This window comes from Algoriphagus aurantiacus (genome assembly GCF_035156405.1).
Lineage (GTDB): Bacteria > Bacteroidota > Bacteroidia > Cytophagales > Cyclobacteriaceae > Algoriphagus > Algoriphagus aurantiacus.
In genome coordinates, this window is the sequence record NZ_JAXRUT010000036.1 from 21192 (window position 1) to 44584 (window position 23393).

Here is a 23393-nt window from a genome sequence, read left to right on the forward strand (position 1 = left end):
TGGATATTCAGAGATTTAGAGATTGGGAGATTTAGAGATTGGCCATTTGAGGGCCTTTAATCTCTCACTCTCTATTCTCTTGTTCTCTATTCTCTATTCTCTCACTCTCTTTTCTCTTATTCTCTTACTTTCTCTTACTTTCTCTTCTCTATTCTCTCAGCACCATCTCATACACTTCCTCCAATTCTTTCACCAACCTATTCATACTGAATTGCTTTACTACTCTTTCTCTGGCGGCAGTAGCCATCTGGGAATGGAGGGCTGGAATCTGGATTAAGTTGACACAAAAATCAACCAGTTCCTCGTATTCATCAATTTCGGATAAAAAGCCCTGTACGCCGTGTTGTACCACCTCTCCTATTCCTCCTGCACGGGTTGCCACTACAGGAACTTCGCAAGCCATGGCTTCCAGCATGGCAATAGGCAATCCCTCAAATTCGGATGTACTTAGGTAAATATCCATAGTAGATAGGTAAGGAACCACCTGCTTCTGTACACCCACTAAGTGAAAATGGGCAGCTTTGCCTGATTCCTCAATTTGCTTCTCCAGACGAGACCGCCATTCCCCATCACCTACTAACAGGAAATGGGTTTCGGGACATTTTTGTAGGATTTTCAATGCCAGATCTATCCAAATCCAAAGGCGTTTTTGATCACGGAATACGGCGACGATGCCTATTACTTTTGAGGAAGGGGGGAGGTTGAGATTGGGAAGTTTTAGAGATTGGGAGATTGGGAGATTGGGAGATTGAGAGATTGGGAGATTGGGAGATTGGAGATTCTCTATTCTCTTATTCTCTATTCTCTTACTCTCTTCTCTCTCACTCTCAATTCTCCGAAAAACTTCCGTATTTACTCCATTCTGGATGACCTTAATCTTCATTCTTCCGCCACGCTGATAGGGATCCACCATGGAATTAAGCTGCATGGAGAGTGCAACTTCGTTTGAGACCGCAATGGCAATATCCTGCTTTTTAAATGTTAATCTATTACCCCAATAGGAGAACTTATTATATCTTTCCCATGTGTTATGTTCGGTATAGACTATTGGGATATTAAGTTTATTCCCAACAAAGCGAGCCATAATTCCCGCCCAGGGCAGGTGGGCATGAATGATATCAATTTTCCATTCCTTAGCAAAAGATCTGACTTTATTCACCTGAAAAAACAGCCCCAAGTTTCCAGAAGGAATTAAATGCACCTGAATTCCCGCCGCTTCCAGCTCATCTACTATATTGCTTTTTTGATGGTAAAAATACAGGCAATGAAACTCAAAGCGCGTTTGATCATGGATTAAAGCAGTTTCGGGTATCAGCTTCTCTGCTCCTCCACGGCCGAGGGATTTGATTAGATGGAGGATTCTGATTTTGGTGGGCAAGGGGGGGGCAGAGATTAGGAGATTGGGAGATTGGGAGATTGGAGATTGGAGATTAGAGATTGGAGATTGGAGATTGAGAGACTATTGGATGACTCTACAATAAAACCCCTCAAAATCCTTTGCAATTTGATCAATTTGGTAGTCTTTTAAAACCAGTTCCTCGGCAGTAGTGGTTATTCTTTCTAAGGCATCCTCCGGGAGATTCAATACCTCCTCTATAGCTTTGCGAAAGGTAATAGCATCACCTGGAGCAATGCACCATCCAGTTCTTCCACTTTTCAGAATTTCAGGAATGCCTCCTACTCCGTAAGCTATGACCGGCACCTTGCAGTACATGGACTCCAAAATCACTCCAGGAAGTCCCTCAGTTTTTGAGGGCATAACCAACGCTTTTGCTTTTGAAAGAATCGGGAAAATATTGGATTGATTTGAAATAACCTCCACTGATTTCCCAAGAACTTCTGAGTTAATTTTTTCCCTTAATCCATCTTCCAAGGGTCCTGAACCCAGGAATTTCAATTTCAACTCTGGATTAGTGTTTTGTAGCTCTCTGAAAATTGTAAGCATCCCTAATGGATCTTTTTCTGGAACTAAAGAACCTACAAACAGTATATATTCAGCTATAAAATTTTCCTGCGATTCTTTCAACTTTAATTCTATCTCCTTTGAGTCAATACCTATGGGGATAGCTGTGATGTGTTTTGGACTGAATAGAGTCAGGTAATCCTCTTTTGATTTATCTGACACCGAAATCACAGCATCCACCTGACTGTGCAAAAACTGATTAAAAGCCAGTTGAGCTCTATTGCGAATAAAGTTTGAAATCTGATTGGCATTTCGATAGATCAACTTATACTTCTTTTTAGAGAAGAAATTGGCTCCAACAGCATATCGTAGCGTATCTGCAGCATTGGCCTGAATAATTTCAGGTTTTATTTCCTTTATTTTTTCAGCCAACCTTTTAAATCCCGAAACGTCAAGTTTGCCTTGTTCCGGTAAATCCAATTGGATTAATGTGCCTGAGAAATGAAGTTTGCCCTTTCCTTTTAAAATAGAAATGATAAACACTTCATGGCCTAGATCAAGAAGATGCTCTGACAGCTGAATAGCAAAGATTTCAGCGCCTCGACGCTGGGGTCTTGTGATCAGTTGGATGATGCGCATAAGGACATGTAAAACCCTTCAAATTTCTTTGCCACTTCAGCTATACCATAGGTATCCTGTACAAGTTGAAATGCATTTTCTTTCAATCTCTCTTTTTCAGCAGATGATAATTCCATAAATCTATTAAGCTCTGCAACAAACTCCTTCTCATCCGCTTTGGGCACCAAAAAACCAGTTTGGTCTGGAATAAGTAAATCAGGAATTCCGCCAACTTGAAAAGCGATCACAGGTATTTTTGAATGAAAAGCTTCCAAAATCACTGAAGGTAAACCCTCAATTTTACTAGGTAAAAGCAGTATTGCGTTTCTCGGAATCAAAGAAAAAGGGGAGGAAACGGAACCAAAGAATCGAACTTTATCCGAAAAGGAAGACTGGGAAACCAAGGCTTCAACCTTGCTTTTCAGAGGTCCTTCACCCATAAACCATAACTGAGAGTTAGGATGAGTTTCAATGAATTCCCCAAAAATCCGAACAACTGCTTCATGGTTCTTTTCTGGAGTAAAGCCAGCTAAGTGAACCACTACTTGATACGAAGTTTTTAATGAGGTCTCAGGGAAATCTGAAAGATCAATCCCAATGGGAATCACCTGATGTTTTTTTGGATTACCAACTATCTTATCCAAATCATCTTTGGAGTACTTAGAAACAGAAATAAGTGCATCCACCTTCCTTAACAAGAAACGATTAAACTGTCTGTGAGGCCAGGATCTCAAATAAGTACTGATCACTCCCCCATTGTTAAATAGCAAAGTGTATTTTCCCGGAAAAAGCATCTTGGTAAAAACAGAGAATTTCAAGGTGTCTGCAGCATTTGCCTGCACTATATCCGGTTGGAAATCCTGGATAAGTTCGTTTAGCTTTCGCCAAGCTTTTATATCCCAAAATCTTTTCTTACTCGGTCTATTTAAGTGAATCTGTTTCCCTTTAAATGGCAGCCTAAAATCCCCTTCAAAAAGGGAAACAAGTATCAGCTGATGCCCCAGCCTTTCCAGTTCTTTAGAAAGTAAGGCTGTAAATATCTCAGCTCCCCTGGCTTGAGGCTTCTGGATAAGTTGGATGATCCTCATTTCCTGAAATAGAAGTCTAGGAACATTTTATCCTTACAATAATTGAGTGTATGAACTCCCAGCGCTCCCTCTATAAGTTCGGGATTGATATAATAGGCTGTTCTCTCGTGATAGCTTGTTTCTGAAATTTCAAAGACTTCCTGTACTGCTATTCTATGGCCATATCTTTTGCCAGAATCCTGCGCCGGACGATAAAGTGTCCCATCCTTTTGGAATAATTTCCCGGCAGGACGTGAGCATCTAACATCCGAAACTATGGGATTCATAGGATGTGCATTCCAGTGTAAGGAGTGCAGGGAGTCACAGTAATATAGGTTCAACTCATCAAATGGGGAGGATGCAGGATGTGGTTTTTCGTTGACAAAAAGCCACCACTTCCCATCTGCATAATAAAGGGTAGGATCAAAGGCTTCACCTTCAAAAAACACAGTTTTCCTCTCCCATTGGTAGGGGAAAATTGATGCCTGGTAGAAATAGAGTTTGCCGGCAGATGCTGATTCTGGAATCATGAAATGGACTCCATCTTCTTCCAAAATAGAAGGATAAGACAGATGCCAGTCTTCCACTATGACTGTCTGTAAATCATGTAAAGTATTCCCCTCCATCCTGCCACAGACAATGCTCCCTTTTTTGCTTTGCTTATCGTATTTCTCAGCGAAAACGTAGGTTTTACCTTTGTGAAGACTTGGAAAAGGATCTGCCAGATAACTTTTGGAATTATCGGCATGTGCAATCAAACTAACATCTGAAGCCTTTATGGTTGTAGGATCAGTATGATTTACAAAAGCAAGCTCCCAATGTGCTGGCTTTCGCTTTTCTTGGATTTTCCGCCACATATTTCTGGAAATCAAATCCCAAAACAGGGCAATCATCTGCAAGTTTCCCGGTGGTGTCCTTAGAGGTGATTTGTTTTTTTGAGTTGCCAGTTTTTCCGCCCATTTTTCCTCTCCTAGTTGAGCGATTGAATTGAGTACTCTGGAAACAAAATAGGCCGACTTCCAAAAGATACTATTTGCATTTCGCTGTACAGAAAGGGGATCGGTATGCGAGCAGGATTGATAGAGAACATCACCTTGGTCCAATTTCTCAGTTAAGCGCTGTAAAACTGTTCCCGTAGTTTCCCATCCAAGCATCACTTCCCAAAATGCAGGCGGGCCTCCCCTGTAAAATGCAGGATCTCCATGGTGGAAGGACCAAACTCCTAAACGGGGAAGTGTTAGTAATTCACCTGTTAGAATTCTAAAGCCAAATCGAAGGATAATATCCAACTTGAATTCTCTGATAGTATCTAAGTCGGCACTTTGAAGTTCATCCCTGTAGAGAGTCTGAATAGGAATTACGTTGATATGAAGGAGGCTTGAGATTGGGAGATTAGAGAGTGGGAGATAACTAAAAGCATCATGTGCTGATTTGAAAATTCTTCTATCTAAGGCGCGGTATGCACGGTATAGAAATCCGGATTTTTTTCCTGCAGGTTTGGGGGAAAGATTTCTGATGTCCAAAACTATCTCTGCATTCCCTTGCTGAATTATTGCATTTAAACATTCCCATTCCCAGGCTTGTAGGAAATCAGAATCTGTCAGTATGGCAATTCGGTATTTCAACCTATTGCTTTAGCTTGTGTTTTTAAACCAACTTCCTTAGCAATCCGCAATACAGTAGCTTCATAAGCTTTAGAAATTTTTTCAATATCAAATCTTGTTAAAGCCTCTTCTCTAGCCCTTTTTCCAAGGTCAACTATTAGATCAGGATGTCCTATTGCAAAAATCATTTGATCCACTAATTGATCAATATTTTGAACTTCAAAAATCAAAGAATTTTCTGAACTAACAGCTTCCAAATTCATTGGGATATTTGAAGCGATTATTGGTATTCCGGCCATCATAGCTTCTACCAAAGCTCCAGAGAAACCTTCGTACCAGGATGGGAAGAGGAAACAGTCTGAGGAGAGTAAGAGATTGGGAGATTGGAGATTGGAGATAGTATCTGTGCACTGATTCACCAATCCGCCAATTCCAAATTTCCCGGGAAGCTTGACGCTGTCCTTAAGACCAAAATTAGTAATTAATTTTTCCAACTGGTAGCGATAAGGACCTTCTCCGTAGATTGTAAGAGAGCAATTAGGATACTTCTGAAGCACTGTAGCAAAAGCCTGAATTGCATCCTGAAAGCCTTTTCGCTCCAATAATCTGCCGTAAGAAAGAAATCGAAAACCTAAATCTTTTTTATTTGAATTGTCTTTTATTCTCCCATTCTCTACTCTCTGATTCTCTGGTCTCCCTTTTTCCCACCTTTTGTCTGAAGCCACCCTCCCTCTATAAATCACAGAAATCTTCTTTGCATCCAACCCCAAGGTCTTTACATGCGAATCTGCCAAAGCCTGGGCATTGGCTATCCAGTGTATAGGAATGTTGGCAGTAAATCGATCCATCCAGTAAACCGCCTTATATTTCAATCCTTTCTTATCCTGCCAAGCAATGGGGGCATAGCTATCATTGACTAAAGTCCCAATTAATGGAACTCCTGTAATAAGAGCCGCAATGCGAGTGATGATATCTGCTCTCCAGAGACTAGAGATTAAGAGATCTGGCTTTTCAGATCGAATGAGTTTTACCAATCGAGAAACAGCCAACCAAAACTGGTAGGACTCTGGAATGTCCAAAAAAATAAGCCGTATCCCGGCATTTTCGTATGCTTCTTTTAGCTCATGCTTGGGATAGAAATAGACGAAGGAGACCTCTACTTCCTCTGAAAATCGGGATAAAATATCCAAATGACTTCGCTCTGCTCCGGCATTGACTAGGGCGTCTTGGGTAAAAAGGAGTTTCAATCGGCTAGGGAATTATACTCAAAGACAGTAGTAGTGAAATCTTGCATTTTCATAAATTAGTAAGAAGGCAATTACTAATTATCATTGTTTAATTTGAAATCTCAATTGAAAGCTATACTCAATTAGCTATTTTGCTGAACAATTTTAGTCCCTAACCACTCAAAATTTATGTCTTCAAAAAAACTTTATAACGAAAGTTTTTATAAATCCAGAAATTCAAATACCAAAGATTCTGCAATTCAAGTCTTATCCTTATTATTTAAATACATTTCCCCAAAATCCATGGTTGACTTTGGCTGTGGAGTAGGAACTTGGATTAAGACCGGGCAAGAACTGGGTGTAAATAAAATTTTAGGATTGGAAGGCAATTGGCTTGATACAGACCACCTTGTCATCTCCCTCGAAGAGTTTAAAAACGCAAACCTAGCTAGCGAAATAAACCTTGATACTCCATTTGACTTAGCTATTTCACTTGAGGTGGCTGAGCATATTGATGAAAAATTCTCAGAAATATTCATCGATAATTTAACTAAAGCTTCCGAAATCGTATTATTTTCAGCTGCTATACCAGGCCAAAGGGGTTCAGGACATGTAAATGAACAATGGCCGGAGTATTGGATAGAAAAATTCAACTCAAGAAATTATGTTGCTCTTGATATTATTAGGCCATTCATCTGGAGTGAGCCTAAAATCAAAAGTTGGTACAAACAAAATACTATTCTTTTTATGCATAAAGATAGAGTTTCGGACTATTCTGCTCTTGTCCCGTTTCTAGACGAGTCAAGAAATATTTGGTCGATAGTTCATCCAGATGTTTTTGTGAGGCAAATTCAAATTTCACATCCCAAATTCTCCAACTTTTCACAAGTTGTAGGTAGTTTACCTATTGTCACTTTTCGATCCGCAAAAAGATTTTTGAAAAATTTAGTTAGAGGTTAGATAAAAACATTTAATCATTAGGAATTTTCAGGATCAAAAACTTTACCCCTTATTCCAACCATTGCATGAAAAAAAGCATAGAATTTCAGCTTTAATCGCTTCAATTTTTGATCCTGAAATCTCAATATGGAATACGTAAACTTCGCCTCTCTAACCATCCATGCCCATATAATACCTGTATCTTTTCTCTTAATACCCAAGTGCAAGTGATTTCGAGTATTGTAATATTGTCGCCAAGGCGGAGTACCCCCTATTGACCCGGATTTTTCATCCTCAATCATTCCATTTGGAATTGTATATATCTGAAAGCCATGATCCTTTGCCAAAAGACAATAATCAAACTCGTAAGTACCCATAAAATAACCGGGATCACAGGTACCTATCTCGCTGATCATTTTCACTGAAACCAAGCAAGCATCAAAGGTGACTAAATCTGTCGCAATAAGCTTTTGAGAAACAGGCACATAGGCAGGTAATCGCCTACCATTCCAATATTGAAGTACTGCCTCCCCCCTTTTATTCAGGTTCGCTAATTTTACCATCCCCGCATCCGGTTGATCTAATGTTTCAGCATGATCAAGAATAGAGTCCAGGGAGCCCCCGATTGGCCTAGAATCATCATTAAAAAGCCAAGCCCATTCGAGACCGCATTGAAAAATCTTAATCATCCCCAGGGAGAAACCTCCTGCAGAAGCAATATTCTTCATAGACTGAAAAATATTTATCTCTGGAAACAGAGTACGGACTATCTCTAATTTATCCCCGATGTCATTATTTATTACCCAAATATGCTTTTGTAAAATCCCCTGCTCTAAAATAGCTTCTAAAGTTTTAACCAGCTGAATAGGTCTTTTGAAAGTAACCACGACTGCTCCAATTGTATTTCTAGTCATACTTATCCTAGTGGAATAGTCTTTCCCTTAATCCCAAACTGGTAGTGGTATAATGCCAAGAAAATCATCTTAGCATTGCGGTAACCATAGCCAAACCCATATTTGAATCCAAACACTGATTTTGCCAGCCATTTTCTGATCAGCTTGGATTTCATTTTATTCAAAGTAAGACTATCTGATATCATTAATAGGTTTCTTAGGCTATAATATTCTCTGGCAGGGTTTTTCTTCTTCTGATAGATCGGGCGTTCAAAATCTGTTCGTTGATGTAACTTGCGAAGCTCTAAAAACAAGCCGCAATGAACAAGAATGGCGTAGCCCTTTCTTTTAGCCTTTAGACAAAAATCAAGTTCTTCAAATCCAAAAAACAAGTCCTCATCCGGAAATACACCAGATTTGATGACAGCCGAATTTACCAGCATAGTCATCCCCCCTGCCACATAATCCACCTCAACCGTTTCTTTTTTTTCAAGAAGCCGGGATTGAATCCGTTTTATGACACCCTTTTTCCGATCAAAGAAATGTCCAACAGCTCCTATTATCCCACAAAAAGGATTTACCTCTCGAATGGAGAGTAGACGCTCAATAGTATCTGAAAAAAATGGGGGGTCATTATCATCTGCCCAAAGAATCCAATCCATTCCCGAATCAGTACAAAGCTGTAAACCCTTTTTTGCAGCTCCAGCCGGGCCGGCATTATAGCCCATTCGGAAATAGTTGATTCGGGAGTCTAAAAGGCCAGCAATCGCATGGTCAGTTTTTAAGTTATCCGAATTGTCAATAATCCATAGCAATTCCGGAGGATGACTTTGATCAAATAGCTTTTGGATAGTTTCCAGCAGAATTTTAGGTCTATTGTAGGTAATAATAAAACCTCCAAATCGAATCATTTCCTGAATTCAGATTTATAAAGATTACGTGCAAGCAGAGGCAGAAATGAAATCACAAGTCTTGCCAAAGTCGCCATTTTATAGGGCTTGAAAATCCATGCTTTCCAAAGATGTGAACGTGCAATCGGGTAATTCTGAAATCTCATCAAATTAACCCCCACTATCTGATGGTACAGATGCTTCACATGAGTTGTAAGATAGGAATCATGTTTTTGCAGAATAATCAGGATGGAATCAATCATGTTTTGAAGGTTTTTGCTTCCCCCATTTACTGATTGGTTATAGATGAAATTCACCTTTTCGATGTATCCAATTTTAAGGGCTAGCTGATCCAATCTGAAAAACAACTCGGTATTTTCTGCAAATTTCAAGCGCTCATCAAAGCCTCCTACTTTTTCAAAAATCGATTTTCGAATTATCCAGGCACCCGGAATTACGACCCCTCTTTTATTGGTGGAAGCAGAAGCAATCGTTTCTTTCTTGTTCTGATCTACTAGTAACATATTGCAGTAGGTCAAGTCGGCAGATGTTTCAGTTGACTCTTTAAAATCACTCAGCCATTCTGAAGTAACTGCATCATCGTCATCCAAAAAAATTAAATATTTTCCCTTTGCAAAGTCTGCACCTACATTTCTTGCGGAGCTTACACCTAGCTTTTCTCCCCTGTGAATATAATTTACACTTTGACCCGACCAGGAATTGATTTCATCGGAAAGGCTTTCATTACTATCATCTATAATGATCAATTCAATCTCATCATCCATGTACTGAATCAACTCCTGTATCAGCTTTTTCAAAGCTGACGGTCGGTTCAGAGTTGGAATAATAATTGAAATTTTCAATTTTAAAAGCTTTTGCAAATTCAGTTAAACCGGCTGTAACCCGGAAAAAATCTCATCAACTCTTTATACAACCGGATAGATCTCTTTCCATTTTCAAGGAATGAATTTTTCCTGGACTCAAGAATCCGAAAACCCAATTCTTTTTCCCAGCTTTTTTTCACAAATGGCCTTAAAAATGCATGTTTGGTAAAGACCAGAAAGCTTTTAAAAAGCTCATTGGCATAGGCCAAAGTGTACTGGATAGAGTTCATTTTCGGGTTCTTCAAATAACTGGTGTACCCAAAAAGAATCCCGCTTCCTGATGCAGTACCTGATTTCAGTTTGATATAATAATTCTCATTTAGTCTTTCTTTTGACAGCAGATGATAGAATTGAAGGCTTTTTTCATACGCTATATCATACCCTTTCAATCGCATAAGCCAGGACCATTCTAAATCATCTCCTGAAATGAGTTTCTCTTTTTTCCTCCCTGTCAGAGCTAGCTGATATCCCGATTGAAGAATTTCCAGCATGGGTTCTTTTCTGAAAAAGGTACCTGCTCCATATACATACCCAACAGCCTTCTCGATAATTCCTGACTTTTCCGACTGTGGTCCAACCGCATAGCTTTGGCTGTATCGATCAAACCATTCTGGTTTATCAATCTCAAAAACAGGAATCCCGAAACCTCCTAATACCCCTATTTCTGGATTGGCTTTAAGAATTCGGTATCCCAAATCGAGGTAATCTTTGAAAAGCTGATTGTCATCATCACAAAAAAGCACATACTCAAAGGATGACGCAGAAATTCCCGCTATTCTGGCATGACTCAAACCGGGCACAGGTTCATAGATTATTTTCCAACTCAGATCGGGACATAGCTCAGTCAGGTAATTCCTTACCCACTCCGAAGTGCCATCGGTGGAGGCATTATCTACCAAAATCAATTCCCGGTCAATTCCCTCATACAATTGATTGATTGCTGCCAATGTCTGAGGAAGCCTGTTTTTCCCGTTGAACGTGCAAACTATAATACTTATTCCTTCATTGCTCATTTAACTCCAAAAATGCGGTAGATCGCATTCCTCGTTTTGGAACTCAATTTCCGACCTATCCTGTGGCGTAGGTCATTTGGCTCTTCTCTGAATTTAATCAAAGGCTTTATTTTACTGAGTTCAAGAAAACCACGCGCATACAAGGTGTCCTGATACGCATCAAAAAGCATACGGAGCGGGCCATCGCTTTCCATATCAAACTCGGCAGATTCTATTCGCCAGGTCATGGTAGATACACCGGGCCGGAATCCGCTGAAATGGAAAAAGATAAGTTTATCATTCAGCGAGTTTACAAAGTAAGTTCCTTCTTCGCTGATCAGTTTTCTCTCAGTTAGATTCCACCAAGCCATATTCCATCCCGGATGCTTCACAGATTTGATATCCTTGAAAAACAGGGCAGCTATATCCATCCATTTCTGGTCTACAAAGATCCCATTACACTTATCTAGTTTACAATGATGCGTCAGGCGTTCCTTCCACCAGGTAACAATTTTCTGTCCTTCTTCACTTCTTGCAATCCCTATAAACCCAAGGTTATTTATTCCATGCTTCAGGGAAGCCAGTTCTCCTCTTACAGTTTTCTCCGGGAGATATAGAAGATTTGGCGTCAAAACCGCAGATGCATTATCCCAGGCAGTTTCAATATTCTTAATCGATTGATAAAATAAAATGTCCGGATCTATGTAATAAATCCGATCAAGATCAGGTCTGGTTTTAAACAAATACTCAAAATAGAAAGGCTTTACAGCAGTGTTAAACTCGATAATATTGTACCGAAGCAGCATCTCTTGAAACTCGGGATAGCCCAGCTCAAGAAAAGGGATTATATCGAAACCCGAAAACTGACTATAATCTATAATAGAATCTGCCTTATCCACTAAACCAATAATAAATTCTACTTCAGGATCGAATTGCCTTATCGAATCTCCAAGTGAAGCAGCATGGGCTAAATAGTTATTTGAGCAAAGGGTAAAAACTAATGAACTCATAACTATCTAGGTTAAAATTGATTCTTTAAAACATTAGGGACTTTACAAAGAGATGTTTCTTTCATCTTATTGTAATCTAAAAAGTAGAAAGGGTTCCTTTTTCTAAAACCTGAAGGAATTGACCAGAAAAAAGGGTATTTATTCGATAACTTAATTGTCCCCACATCAAAAATCCCGAGAAAAAATGAAAATCTTGACAGAGAAGACAAACCGAAAATTGTTTTCCATTTTGAAATAAACGAACCAAAATCTCCATGCTTTACCCAAAATTGGGCTGCAAAAAAGTATAACGAAGAGCAGACCGTAAATATCTCCTCTTTATTTAATCCAGGCCCATTCAATTCTGAAATTTGAATAATCCGTTCAATAAACTCAATCCTTTTCAATAAAATATCCTTGTCAGCTGTAAAAGGAGTAGATCTGCTTAATGAATTTTTATCTCCTTCTCGGATATATACATCAGGGGGAAGATTATATAATTTCAAATACTTGCCACCTGAAATTATCGCTCTTAAATGAAGGTCATAATCTTGCCAAAAAGCTAGATTTTCATCAAATCCATTTATTCTATTTAGAAATGATTTCCGATAAATAGGACCAGTAGTCTGCCATAAAGCATCCATTCTTAAAAACCTGACCAAGTCAGATTCATTAGTTTCTATATTCCAAAGGTTGATTGCATCATCAGTAACTTGATCAAACATTAATGATTTAAAAACCCAAAAATCATTTTCAGGAAAATCATTAATTGATTTAAAACGTTGTTCCAAACAGAAATCGGCCAAGACATCATCAGAGTCCAAAAAAATGCAATACTCGCTTTTTGCAAAACTCAAGGCATAATTTCGACAGACATTCCCACCTTTTAGGAGCTCATTCGGTCTTCTAATTATTTGAAACCTGGAATCCATAGCAGTAAATTCCTCCAGGATCTCCCAGGAATTATCTGTACTATGATCATCAACAATTATACATTCCCAATTTTGGTAGGTTTGATTCAAAACGGAATTTAATGTCTCCTCTAAAAAAGGGGCTTTATTGTAGTTGGGGATAAGAATGGAAACGGATTCAACCATTTACTAAGTATTCCTTAATCAAAACATTAATTTTTTCTTGATAATTTTCTAAACTAAAATTAATGGCGATAAAATGTTTTCCGTTTTGACCCAATTTCATCACAAGAGTCCGGTCCATATATAGTTCTATCAATCTTCGAGACATCATTTCTACATCACCCTCAGCTACCAAATGTCCATTAATCTCATCATTAACCACCTCAGGTATTCCTGCATGAATGGTACTGATTACGGGAAGTCCCGCAGCCATAGCCTCCAATATCGCTACCGGGGTACCCTCCTTATCACCATTTGCCGCTTGCTTACTATGCTGGATAAAGCAAAAAGACTTGCTCATTTCTGTTGCTATTTCTTCAGGGGATAAGACCCCTACAAAATGAACATCGCTTATTTTCAACGCCTTAGAAAGATCTTGACAAACAGTCATTAGTTCTCCAGATCCCACAAATTTTAAACATAAATCGGGACATCTTTCCTTTGCTTTTTGAAACGCCAATAAAATCAGATGTGGGGCTTTTTTCTCCACAAATCTCCCAATTGCCAATACTTGATTACTATGATAATCCGGAGTAACCTTTAAAAATAAAGGGTTGGGAGAATAAGTCATTTTGAAAATCTTTTCTACAGGTGCACCAATAGCTATAAGATCTTTTTTCATCTCTTCTGATACTACAATAATTGCTCTGGCAATTGAGAACATGCGCTGATAAGCTATATGGTATTTCCTCAATACCTCATAAATAGAAGCGTCAAATCCATGAAAATGAACAATCAAGGGAATATTGAGTTCATCTGCTATAGGAGCCATTACGGCACCAGATGGGCCGTAGTTAGCAAAAATCAAGTTAATGCGGTGGGACTTAATATACCTGATCAGGTAATGTTCTTTTAAGGGTCTTTTGATTAATCCGGTTCTTTTCTTGATCAAATCAATTAGTGGAGGAGTCTTATAACTTTGAAGTTTTTTGTCTTCTGACAAATGGGGAAATGCATCACCGTAGCAATGAAAAATCTGAGCATCAAGCCCACTCTTTAGATTTTGAATAAAGGTTTCAGAATAGGCATTCAGAGCCGTGGAAGTAAAACAAATTCTTATTTTTTCCATCCCACTACCCCTATGTTGGTAATCAAGTTCTGTTCATTCGATTCATTTAAAATTCTGTCTTTTTTCAATAAATATTGAATTACCGGCCTTATAATAAAGAAAAGTAGTTTCTGATATACCTTACTCATTTTTCTGCGCTTTAGCCAAAGCCCGAGGACTTGCGCTAAAGATGCATCCCATCCTCCCAGGCAAGTAATCTCAATATCCTGAAATCCTGCCTTTGTCAGTAAATGCCTAAGCCCAAAAGGTGTATATCTGTAGAAATCATAAGGAGCCTCATGGGTAGGCCAGATAAACGGGACAGTCAATATCAGAGGGGAATCCTTCTTAAGTATTCTATGGATTTCTGTTAAAGTAAGTAAAGGATCAGGACAATGCTCTAATACTTCTGTAGCCATAGCGGAGTCATAAACTGAATCATCAAATGGAAACGTAATTCCATCCCAAAAAAAATCTGGCTTGACTCCTACTTTGTATTCATGTCCACCTATCAAATCAATTCCCGAATAAGAACTTACTTTTGAATTTGATAAAATCATAGATTCATATGGCTTTTCTCCACACCCTACATCAAGAAATTTTCCAGTTAGAACGCTCTTTTTAGATTCAAGAAATCTAAAAATGGAACGCTTAATATAGAATCTATCAATATTTTCAAAAGTTATTTTTTGGGGGTTAAAATCGATCATATCTTTTCTAAAACGACAAATAGATTCCTTCCTTCTAAAAATCTATTTCTAAATAAAGTAGCTATCCTCGGTCTTAATTTCAATGGGAATAGTGCATAAACTATTTTCAAAATCCCGTATTTGAGATTCAGCTTAAGTAAGTCACTGACCCTGGAATTTTCAAATAAATAAATCAACTCGTAATCCGATAGTCTTTCTGTTTGACAATCAATCAGTTTAAAACCAAATTCTTTTCCTACCAATCTAACAGACTCTTTGTTCCAGAGTCCCATATGATGGGGAGGAAGATTTAATGTATGAAATTTATCAAATACATATAAATATGGATTTGAATTTGGTACAGAGAAAATAATCTTCCCATTTGGCTCTAATAAGTCGGATGCTTTTTTAAAGAATAAAGATATATCCCACATATGTTCTAAAACCTGAAATAATGCAATAACATTAAATTTACCCAACTCATTTATTGAGGTGAAAAAATCTTTGTTTACAACATTTAAACCTATAGCTCGGGCATTATCTACTTCAACTTGATTAAGCTCAAGACCAGTGCATTCCACATCCTTATTTGCTAATTGTTTAAGGAAATATGAATTCCCAGATCCAATCTCGAGCCATTTATCAGGCTTTACAGCATACTTCAAAGCTTCTTTGTGCTCCCACCTACTATGGTAATAATTATTTTTACTATTACTTAAAAGTTCATAAAACACTCCATCCCCTACAATAGTAAACGGGAAATAAAATCTATACTTTGTCTTTTGGCATTTGTAAATTTTTATATTTTCAATATCTTGAAAATATTCACTTACATCTAGATTAAATTGGCTTTTGTATTGATTTATTATTTCTTCAACATTATATGAACCCTCAACTTTTAATGTGTAGTCCTTATTTATGGGGTTTTTCATTAAACGAACCATTTACCATTAGCCACATACTTAGCAGCGCCTGGCTGCCAATAATAATCTCTAATTTCTCCCATAACTTCAACTTTAAACGGACAAATATTTGAGACTGTATCAATTTTTTCTTTTGTGTAATTGTCAGCAAAATGAATTTTCAAAGTATATAATCCTGGATACAATTTCAATTCATTCAATTCTGATCTGACTGTCAATTGATTTTCAGCTTTAGTAAAATTCATTTCAGAACCTATGTATAATTCATGAATAATAGCATTTTCATATTCGTCAAAAATTTGATAGGCTATTGCAGGATTAACTAGATTTGCCGGTAAGTCAACCGTAACTTCTATTGACAGCATTTCGCCGAATCTATGGACATTATTTGGTTCAGAAGTCTTTAATTCTACTTTTAATATCCCAGATTTCAGATCACTATTAAAATTCAAATTATCTTTTCTGCCAGTATTAAGGTAGGATCTAACGCCACCCTCAGTATTTCCAAGGTAAATACATCTCCCATTTTCTAATACAAGAGATTTATTTGTCAAAGTAGTAACAGCTTGTAAATTATGACTAACAAAAAGTACCGTTCTACCCTTTCCAGCCACTTCTTCCATTTTCCCTAAGCACTTTTTCTGGAATTCGTAATCACCTACCGCTAGAACCTCATCGATTATAAGGATTTCAGGTTCGAGATGTGCAGCTACGGAAAACCCCAAGCGTACCTTCATTCCTGAAGAATAAAATTTTACAGGTGTATCAATAAATTTTTCCACACCGGAAAAATCGATGATTTCATCCAGTTTTGAATCAATTTCCCGACGTGTCATTCCGAGAATTGTCCCATTCATATAGATGTTGTCTCTACCGGATAGCTCTGGATGGAATCCTGTCCCTACTTCCAAAAGCGAAGCAACTCGGCCATGGATTTCTATTTTACCTGAAGTAGGCTCGGTAATTTGAGAAAGGATCTTTAATAGGGTCGATTTTCCTGCACCATTTTTCCCAATGATTCCCAAAACCTCCCCTTCCTTTACTTCAAAGTTAATTTCTTTCAAAGCCCAGAAAACGGATTCATCTTCTGATCCAAAACGACTGAGCTTTCTAAGCTTTTGAAGATTATCCCAAGGTGATTTTAGAATATTAAACACTTGCCCGGCCAAGGTATTTGCTTTATTTTCTTTTAAGCCAAGGCGATAACGTTTGGATAGATTTTNAAGATTATCCCAAGGTGATTTTAGAATATTAAACACTTGCCCGGCCAAGGTATTTGCTTTATTTTCTTTTAAGCCAAGGCGATAACGTTTGGATAGATTTTCGACTTTGATTACTGTCTTACTCATTTAATGTTTTTACAAATATTTTGCTTTTGCAAAATGTGATTTTTCATGTTTAATTTTCAACAAAAAAATTATTTCTTGATAAATATCGCATCTACTTGGCGTAATTGGCCTGGAGAAGAATAAGAATAATTGTATAATCCCACTAACTGAAAGCCAACCTCTTTAAACAACATAAGGGTATCTTCCAGACCTATTTGACCGATGTAGGTTGGCATGGTGATAATTTCGGTATACACAATTTTAACTCCCCCATCCGCCAAAAAATTCTCAGCCCCCTTTAGGACTTTGAACTCAGCTCCTTGAACATCCATTTTAAGAATATCAATAGACTCAATTCCAAGTTCCGAAACCAACTGATCAATTGTTCTAGTTTCAATTTCCAATATCTCCTTTGTCTCTAAAAGACCATCTCCCCAAGTTAAATTACCTTTTACATCAGATTCTAAAATTGAATTGGTCATTTCAAATTGATTAGAATGAAATAATGATTTTCCTGAAGAATCACTTAACCCAAATTGAAAAAGTTTAAAGGATGGTTTATTAGACAAATTTGCCTGCAAATGTTTAAATGATTCGGAAAAAGGTTCAAAGCAATAAATTGTGGAATCTGGAAACAACGATTTGTATTTCGATGCAACATGCCCATGATAAGCACCAACATCAAAAATTATTGGATTCAAGTTCAAACCATTTAAAATTTGTTTTTGTACAAGAAACGGATCATGTTTTGTAATAAAAGGGGAATTTAATTTGACAACTTTTAGTCCGAGGTCTCTTAAAACAGATTTTAGAAGGTTTTTAAAATTCATAAAGTAGATAAAAATTAAGGGCTATTTCTTTGTATATCGTTTGATTTTTTGGAAAACCCTCCAAGAAAATATTCGAAATTTAACAGACAAAGTTAGTAATTCAGATAATATATATATTTCATCACAACCTATTTTAATAACCTTCTTATAACCAAAATCAATTAAATAGCTTGATATATTTATATCTTGATAATTATTTTCTACAGAAATAACTTCAATTCGATTTATTTTAAAGTCAATTGACTTTAAAATATCAAACTCATTACCTTCTGTATCTATGGATAAATAGTTTACCTTATTATTCATTATTAAATCATAAGAAGACAACTCCCTTACAGGAACCTTAATTTCTAAAAGGCTCCCTCCCTTTTCTTTCAATTCCTTTTCAATTCGAGAAATATGCTTGTCATCAAAACTGCTTTTCATTCCACTTAGCATCTCAGAATAGCCAGAGATTTGCCAAAATAAAACTTCTCCATTTGCTGTTCCAACACAACAGTTTTCATTAATGCTATTTCTATTTTCTACCAATTGGAGAAATACTTTTGGGTTAGGTTCAAAACATATTCCTTTCCATTTTCTTTTCCTTTCTAAAAAGTATGTGTTACTAAATGAAATTCCATCATGTGCTCCAATGTCTATAAAAAACCCATTTTCTTTTTTATGAAAAATAACTTGATCAAGAAATTCATCTTGACGATGTTGCGAGTAATAATTTTTCATTCCATTATCAATACCATACCCTTTCATACCCACCAATTCTTCTTTTAATTTTACTTTCTAGAATTAATATTTGCCGAATCACTAACCCTTTAGCTTTTCGTAACCCTTTCGACCTTGTCTGAAATGTGCCATTAAATATTTTCTCAAAAAATGACCTTAATCTTTCTTGGTCAAAATAAACACTAAGTTGATTCCCGTTGAGGATAGGCTGTAGGATAAATTCCTTGTAGGCTTCCTCATCCTCATTTAGGAATTTGATCTTTTCTATAAAAGCTTCGTCAGTTTCAAAATTAAGTCGATTGAGAATTCTGCTTGGGTTAAAATCAAGTTCAATACAGCTACTCCCCCAATAGATCGGAATACACCCAGCTATAAAGCAATCCATTATCTTTTCCGTTACATATCCCGGGTAGCTGCTGTTTTCATAAGCAATACAGAATTTATATGGTCGCATAAATTCTATTTTATCAGGTACGGAACCACCAATATTATTTAGCACTTTACCTCCAGAATCCACTCTTTGATACTTGCACAGTTTTTCAAAGAAATTATTTCGCTCCACTGCTCCTGCATTGGAAGCGATAAAACAGCAGAACTTTGATTTGGGATTTTGATCAATAATCTGCTGATGCTTCGGGAAAATTAATGTGGAGAAATCATAATACCACAAGATGGAATATAGTGGAACTCGTAGATAATCAGGTCTGCTGAGAAAATCAAAACCTAAGGCATAATCGCATAAATAGAAGTTAGGCCGGTGATTTTCTCCAGTGTAAAAGATCTTTGGGCAGTCGTATTTTAAATGCTCATTTCCCCAGGAAGAGTAAATTATAAAATCCGGATTTTCACTTAGTTCTACGCGGAAAAATCGCTTTAAAAAAGTGAAAATTCGATCATTTTCAGGTTTGAAATTTTTATAATGATCTACGAATTTTAGTTTAATTGACTTCATTCAAATTAAATTCCAAAATACAAAACTTGGAAATCGTCTTTAGGATAAACTTGAAATTAGCTTCACTTCATTCTTCAAAATTGCCACATAGTTTGAAATGACAAAGTTTTCTTTGGCTACCGAATAAGAAGAAAACTCTATCGATTTTGGGAATAATTTACCAATTAGGTATCCATTTGCCTCAAATAAAGAATAGAAGTCTTTTAACAAAAACCTGCTCTCCAAGCATATTTCTCCATATTCAAATTGAATTATCCTTATTTTTTGTCTTTTTATCATGCTTTCAAATCCTCCTAGAACTTTGGATTCATATCCTTCCGTATCAATTTTCAAAAAATCAATTGTTTCAATTCCCTTATTGTTACAAAAATCATCTCCCTTTGTGGACGAAACAACTATTTTTTTAGGATCCTGAGAACTTAGTGGATGGTCATAGGCGGAAGAAAAAAATGAATATTCGGAGTAATAGTTGAATTCCATTTCACTTGCAGTGTCAGATAAGGCAAGATTAATAGGAAAGACATCTGATAAAGAATTTGTATTCCTTTTCAGTATCTCAAAGGTTTGAGGAACTGGTTCAAAAGCATAAACTTTTGCATTTTCATTGTACTTTTTCACCTCAAGTGTCCATTCTCCGATATTAGCTCCAACATCAACAATTGTCTCTATCCCATTGCCTTTAAGTTTAGAGATCAACCAAAATTCCCCATTTGTTTTAAAATCATTGTTCTTATTCTGTTGAGCATGAAATATAGTATTGGAAATATCCCCTAAGAGCATCCCTAGTTTAGTGTCCCTATTTGAAGTAATCCAAGTATAAATTTTTTTCTTAATACTCATAAATGGTATTAAATAGTAACTGATTTTATGAAGGAGATTTTTTTAACAAACCAATTCTTTCGAATGATTTTTGAGTTTTTAAAGACTAGCATTTTTTTGGGTATCTAAATTCTCAAAAAATGATTTGGTGAAAATATACCTTCCCTGATTATTCAGATGCCCCTGATCTTGGAAAAGTGATTTGTTAACCTCGATTGATTGATCCGGAACAATTTGTACATATCTGAGATCAGAGATAGCTTTTTTCAAATAAACATGATCCCCGAGATAAATGGGTGCAGTAAATAATTTCAAGTCTATTTCTTTCTTTTCCGCAAGCTGAATGATTGTTTGCAAGTATTTCCAGTCATCCTGATCAATAAATTCGGGAGCTTTTCTCAGAGCTATTTCCACCTTTGCCACCTCCACTGATCGAGATGAAGAACTCATCCCTCCCTTCAATGCTGAGTATGGATCTTGTCTCCCAGAAGACATCAGGAATTTGCGAGCAATTTCTTTTGGAGAGAAATACTTATTGAAGTAGAAGTACCTCCACTCGGGGAAAACATCAGAAACCCAATTATCCAAAACTGGTAACTCTTCTTTCAGCACAGTTTTGACATCTTCATCCTCCCAATAAGGCATAAATGTGAAAGCATGAAACTCATTACTGAAAGACTCTTTGGAATTCAAAGAATGCATATCTACCTGGAGATACAATTCTTTAGTAGAATTTGATTTTAGAAAATGAGTAAGCACCAAATAATTATCCTTAAATCCGCTTCCATTACTTCCCAGATTGATTCCACTTTTTCCGGTCAGGCTATCCAACAAAACCATATCAAATGCCCCGTAAGCCCTACTGGAACCTAAAATGGCATAATCAACCGAATTACCCTTTTGAGCCAGGACCCATTGCTTCTTTTCTGAAAGATCCAGGAATCGATCCTGTGTAAAAAAGAAGTTACAAAATGAGCCGTAGACATAAATAAACAGAACGAGAAAAACGGCACTAATCGCAATTTTGGATAAAAACTGAATCATCAAAATTGGAAGTAGATGAAGTCCTGAGGATTGAAGAATACTCCATAAAACAAGATTAAGCCTATCACTGCAGAATAACTGAAGTACCTCAATACAGGTCTTTTGAAATTGAGGACAATCATACTTCTCATGACCCACTCTGATAACAGAAGGATCATGACTAATGAAATTGACAATAGATAAGTACTGATCCTTAAACCCTCCGTAAATGGGTTTGCTGCAATACCGCTTAAATATCCCCAAGCACTTTCAATTGATTCTGCCCTGAAAAATATCCAGGCCACGCAAACCAGAATGAATGTGACAAGAATCTTGATAAACTCAGAAATCGATGGAAGCAGTCTATTTTCCCCTGCTTCATCCAGATGAACTCTGTTCTTCCCTATTAAGAAAATCGGAATAAATAGCGCCGCATGAATCCCTCCCCAGACAATAAAGGTCCAGTTGGCCCCATGCCAGAAGCCTGAAACGAGAAATACTATAAAGATATTCCGGATAGCTTTGGCTTTGGGTACGCGACTTCCACCCAGTGGGATATATACATAATCCCGAAACCAGGTGGAAAGAGAGATATGCCATCTACGCCAGAACTCGGCGATGTCCCGGCTGAAATAGGGTGTTCGGAAATTGGTCATGAGTTGGAACCCGAAAAGCATGGCCACACCTATTGCGATATCAGAATACCCTGAGAAATCTCCATAGATCTGAAAGGCAAAGAGAACCGCTCCCATGATGAGCTCGAGTCCAGATGCTGTTTGGTAATTCTCAAAGATGGGATTGACCACGAGGGCACAGTTATCCGCGATCACCATTTTCTTGAATAGTCCCCAGAGGATGAGTTTCATCCCATCAGAACCCTGCTGATATTCGAATTCCCGTTTTTTGAAGAATTGAGGAAGGAGATTTGATGCCCGCTCGATGGGGCCTGCTACCAGTTGTGGAAAGAAGGCCACAAAGGTAAAGAAGGCAATGGGATCTTTGGTAGCTTCCATTTTACCACGATAGACATCGATGGTATAGCTCATGGTTTGGAAAGTGTAGAAGCTAATACCAACTGGGAGGATGAGATTAAGCGTACTTGTATGGGCTTGGAAGCCAAAGAGGGTGATGAATTCGGTGGCTGATTCAATAAAAAAGTTGAAGTATTTGAAGAAGCCAAGAAGGCTGAGGTTGAAGGCAATGCTGATTGTTAGGTAGAGTTTGCGACCATGGAAAAGACCGGAGACAGAAGACGGTAGACGGAAGATGGAAGAAGAATTGTCCGATGTCAGATGCCCGATGTCCGATGAGGCGACCGTTTTCCCTTTATAGAGATTGATTCCCTCCTCCTTCGCTCGATTGGTATCGGAAGACGGTTCACCCATTTTTAATCCGCAGAAATAGTCTATAGCAGAACTGGCGATAATCAGGCTGAGGAATCTCCAATCCCACCAGCCATAGAACACATAGCTGGCAAGTAGTAAAAAGGCATTCTGTAGCTTCAAGTTCTTCTTAAATACAAACCAGTATAGTAGGAATACTACAGGTAGGAAGAGAAGGAAGGTGAAGGAGTTGAAAAGCAAGGTTGGGTGTTGGTTGTTGGGTGTTGGTTAAAGGTTAAGGGTTAAGGGTTAAAAGGTTAAGTTGTTGTTGGGTGTTGGTTCTGCCACGGTGGACAAGTGTCGGTTGTTAGAATTTAAAATGAAGGAATTTAAACGGTGGACGAGTGTTAGTTGTTAGAATTTAAAATGGGTGACTGACTACTGATTCTGATATCGAGAGTAATACATACCAATTACCCTGGTCGAACTAGGGAATTTGAGATGCGATATTAGGAACTAAAGGTTTCAGGAAATCGGGAAAGTCATGTAACAGGATAAGCTTTCCTTTAGTCAGGGAAAAACAAAAGATTGGTTCAGA

22 protein-coding genes are annotated in these 23393 nt (G+C 37.5%); 1 reads left to right on the forward strand and 21 read right to left on the reverse strand.

The genetic code is table 11. The features are described from left to right. Positions 1–148 precede the first annotated feature (148 nt). The 5 genes from SYJ56_RS23570 to SYJ56_RS23590 all read right to left on the reverse strand — a co-directional run bounded on the left by SYJ56_RS23570 (position 149) and on the right by SYJ56_RS23590 (position 6439). On the reverse strand, positions 149–1378 hold the full coding sequence (locus SYJ56_RS23570; RefSeq protein WP_323838558.1) for a glycosyltransferase: 1230 nt from the start codon (positions 1376–1378) through the stop codon (positions 149–151). A gap of 81 nt (positions 1379–1459) precedes the next feature. Beyond that, positions 1460–2542, reverse strand: coding sequence for a glycosyltransferase (locus SYJ56_RS23575; protein WP_323838560.1), 1083 nt, complete (start codon positions 2540–2542; stop codon positions 1460–1462). Next, positions 2524–3609 (reverse strand): glycosyltransferase family 4 protein, encoded by a 1086-nt coding sequence (locus SYJ56_RS23580; RefSeq protein ID WP_323838562.1) that lies wholly within the window; start codon positions 3607–3609, stop codon positions 2524–2526. The genes SYJ56_RS23575 and SYJ56_RS23580 overlap by 19 nt, the downstream gene beginning before the upstream one ends. Beyond that, positions 3606–5213, reverse strand: a complete 1608-nt coding sequence (locus SYJ56_RS23585) for a glucosamine inositolphosphorylceramide transferase family protein (RefSeq protein ID WP_323838564.1) — start codon at positions 5211–5213, stop codon at positions 3606–3608. Before SYJ56_RS23585 ends, SYJ56_RS23580 begins: the two co-directional genes overlap by 4 nt. Next, entirely contained in the window at positions 5210–6439 is a 1230-nt protein-coding gene (locus tag SYJ56_RS23590; protein WP_323838566.1) for a glycosyltransferase family 4 protein, read from the reverse strand. The genes SYJ56_RS23585 and SYJ56_RS23590 overlap by 4 nt, the downstream gene beginning before the upstream one ends. Before the next feature lie 168 nt (positions 6440–6607). Here SYJ56_RS23590 and SYJ56_RS23595 point away from each other — a divergent pair, with 168 nt between their 5' ends. Next, entirely contained in the window at positions 6608–7378 is a 771-nt protein-coding gene (locus tag SYJ56_RS23595; RefSeq protein WP_323838568.1) for a methyltransferase domain-containing protein, read from the forward strand. Between the two features lie 17 nt (positions 7379–7395). Here the strand turns inward: SYJ56_RS23595 and SYJ56_RS23600 are convergent, their stop codons facing one another. The 16 genes from SYJ56_RS23600 to SYJ56_RS23675 form a co-directional block, all read right to left on the reverse strand. Next, complete coding sequence (locus SYJ56_RS23600; RefSeq protein ID WP_323838570.1) at positions 7396–8271, reverse strand: glycosyltransferase family protein; 876 nt, start codon at positions 8269–8271, stop codon at positions 7396–7398. 2 nt (positions 8272–8273) lie between these two features. Beyond that, entirely contained in the window at positions 8274–9161 is an 888-nt protein-coding gene (locus SYJ56_RS23605; protein ID WP_323838572.1) for a glycosyltransferase, read from the reverse strand. Beyond that, complete coding sequence (locus SYJ56_RS23610; RefSeq protein ID WP_323838574.1) at positions 9158–10021, reverse strand: glycosyltransferase family 2 protein; 864 nt, start codon at positions 10019–10021, stop codon at positions 9158–9160. The genes SYJ56_RS23605 and SYJ56_RS23610 overlap by 4 nt, the downstream gene beginning before the upstream one ends. 2 nt (positions 10022–10023) lie before the next feature. Continuing rightward, positions 10024–11037, reverse strand: coding sequence for a glycosyltransferase (locus SYJ56_RS23615; RefSeq protein ID WP_323838576.1), 1014 nt, complete (start codon positions 11035–11037; stop codon positions 10024–10026). Continuing rightward, positions 11034–12026, reverse strand: coding sequence for a glycosyl transferase (locus SYJ56_RS23620; RefSeq protein WP_323838578.1), 993 nt, complete (start codon positions 12024–12026; stop codon positions 11034–11036). Before SYJ56_RS23620 ends, SYJ56_RS23615 begins: the two co-directional genes overlap by 4 nt. Positions 12027–12037: 11 nt before the next feature. Next, the gene (locus SYJ56_RS23625) at positions 12038–13102 is read right to left on the reverse strand and encodes a glycosyltransferase family 2 protein (RefSeq protein ID WP_323838579.1); all 1065 of its coding nucleotides are present in this window, start codon (positions 13100–13102) and stop codon (positions 12038–12040) included. After that, a complete protein-coding gene (locus tag SYJ56_RS23630) occupies positions 13095–14207 on the reverse strand; it encodes a glycosyltransferase (RefSeq protein ID WP_323838581.1) in 1113 nt (370 codons plus the stop codon). The genes SYJ56_RS23625 and SYJ56_RS23630 overlap by 8 nt, the downstream gene beginning before the upstream one ends. Then, a complete protein-coding gene (locus tag SYJ56_RS23635; protein WP_323838583.1) occupies positions 14195–14896 on the reverse strand; it encodes a class I SAM-dependent methyltransferase in 702 nt (233 codons plus the stop codon). Before SYJ56_RS23635 ends, SYJ56_RS23630 begins: the two co-directional genes overlap by 13 nt. After that, positions 14893–15807, reverse strand: coding sequence for a class I SAM-dependent methyltransferase (locus tag SYJ56_RS23640; protein WP_323838585.1), 915 nt, complete (start codon positions 15805–15807; stop codon positions 14893–14895). The genes SYJ56_RS23635 and SYJ56_RS23640 overlap by 4 nt, the downstream gene beginning before the upstream one ends. Next, entirely contained in the window at positions 15807–17048 is a 1242-nt protein-coding gene (locus SYJ56_RS23645) for an ABC transporter ATP-binding protein (protein ID WP_465038401.1), read from the reverse strand. Before SYJ56_RS23645 ends, SYJ56_RS23640 begins: the two co-directional genes overlap by 1 nt. Positions 17049–17215: 167 nt before the next feature. Then, a complete protein-coding gene (locus SYJ56_RS23650; protein WP_323838588.1) occupies positions 17216–17956 on the reverse strand; it encodes an FkbM family methyltransferase in 741 nt (246 codons plus the stop codon). 21 nt (positions 17957–17977) lie between these two features. Continuing rightward, a complete protein-coding gene (locus SYJ56_RS23655; RefSeq protein WP_323838590.1) occupies positions 17978–18706 on the reverse strand; it encodes an FkbM family methyltransferase in 729 nt (242 codons plus the stop codon). Continuing rightward, a complete protein-coding gene (locus SYJ56_RS23660) occupies positions 18687–19631 on the reverse strand; it encodes a glycosyltransferase family 10 domain-containing protein (protein ID WP_323838592.1) in 945 nt (314 codons plus the stop codon). Before SYJ56_RS23660 ends, SYJ56_RS23655 begins: the two co-directional genes overlap by 20 nt. A 39-nt stretch (positions 19632–19670) precedes the next feature. Then, a complete protein-coding gene (locus SYJ56_RS23665) occupies positions 19671–20471 on the reverse strand; it encodes an FkbM family methyltransferase (RefSeq protein WP_323838594.1) in 801 nt (266 codons plus the stop codon). A 78-nt stretch (positions 20472–20549) separates the two neighbouring features. Continuing rightward, a complete protein-coding gene (locus SYJ56_RS23670; protein ID WP_323838596.1) occupies positions 20550–21494 on the reverse strand; it encodes a hypothetical protein in 945 nt (314 codons plus the stop codon). After that, a complete protein-coding gene (locus SYJ56_RS23675) occupies positions 21494–23056 on the reverse strand; it encodes an MBOAT family O-acyltransferase (protein WP_323838598.1) in 1563 nt (520 codons plus the stop codon). The genes SYJ56_RS23670 and SYJ56_RS23675 overlap by 1 nt, the downstream gene beginning before the upstream one ends. Positions 23057–23393 lie beyond the last annotated feature (337 nt).

Coding starts and splice junctions, on each gene's coding strand:
- SYJ56_RS23630 (WP_323838581.1), bottom strand. CDS start 14,207: ATGGAAAAAATAAGAATTTGTTTTACTTCCACGGCTCTGAATGCCTAT.
- SYJ56_RS23655 (WP_323838590.1), bottom strand. CDS start 18,706: ATGAAAGGGTATGGTATTGATAATGGAATGAAAAATTATTACTCGCAA.
- SYJ56_RS23575 (WP_323838560.1), bottom strand. CDS start 2,542: ATGCGCATCATCCAACTGATCACAAGACCCCAGCGTCGAGGCGCTGAA.
- SYJ56_RS23620 (WP_323838578.1), bottom strand. CDS start 12,026: ATGAGTTCATTAGTTTTTACCCTTTGCTCAAATAACTATTTAGCCCAT.
- SYJ56_RS23615 (WP_323838576.1), bottom strand. CDS start 11,037: ATGAGCAATGAAGGAATAAGTATTATAGTTTGCACGTTCAACGGGAAA.
- SYJ56_RS23665 (WP_323838594.1), bottom strand. CDS start 20,471: ATGAGTATTAAGAAAAAAATTTATACTTGGATTACTTCAAATAGGGAC.
- SYJ56_RS23635 (WP_323838583.1), bottom strand. CDS start 14,896: ATGATCGATTTTAACCCCCAAAAAATAACTTTTGAAAATATTGATAGA.
- SYJ56_RS23625 (WP_323838579.1), bottom strand. CDS start 13,102: ATGGTTGAATCCGTTTCCATTCTTATCCCCAACTACAATAAAGCCCCT.
- SYJ56_RS23650 (WP_323838588.1), bottom strand. CDS start 17,956: ATGAATTTTAAAAACCTTCTAAAATCTGTTTTAAGAGACCTCGGACTA.
- SYJ56_RS23600 (WP_323838570.1), bottom strand. CDS start 8,271: ATGACTAGAAATACAATTGGAGCAGTCGTGGTTACTTTCAAAAGACCT.
- SYJ56_RS23670 (WP_323838596.1), bottom strand. CDS start 21,494: ATGATTCAGTTTTTATCCAAAATTGCGATTAGTGCCGTTTTTCTCGTT.
- SYJ56_RS23605 (WP_323838572.1), bottom strand. CDS start 9,161: ATGATTCGATTTGGAGGTTTTATTATTACCTACAATAGACCTAAAATT.
- SYJ56_RS23595 (WP_323838568.1), top strand. CDS start 6,608: ATGTCTTCAAAAAAACTTTATAACGAAAGTTTTTATAAATCCAGAAAT.
- SYJ56_RS23660 (WP_323838592.1), bottom strand. CDS start 19,631: ATGAAGTCAATTAAACTAAAATTCGTAGATCATTATAAAAATTTCAAA.
- SYJ56_RS23580 (WP_323838562.1), bottom strand. CDS start 3,609: ATGAGGATCATCCAACTTATCCAGAAGCCTCAAGCCAGGGGAGCTGAG.
- SYJ56_RS23640 (WP_323838585.1), bottom strand. CDS start 15,807: ATGAAAAACCCCATAAATAAGGACTACACATTAAAAGTTGAGGGTTCA.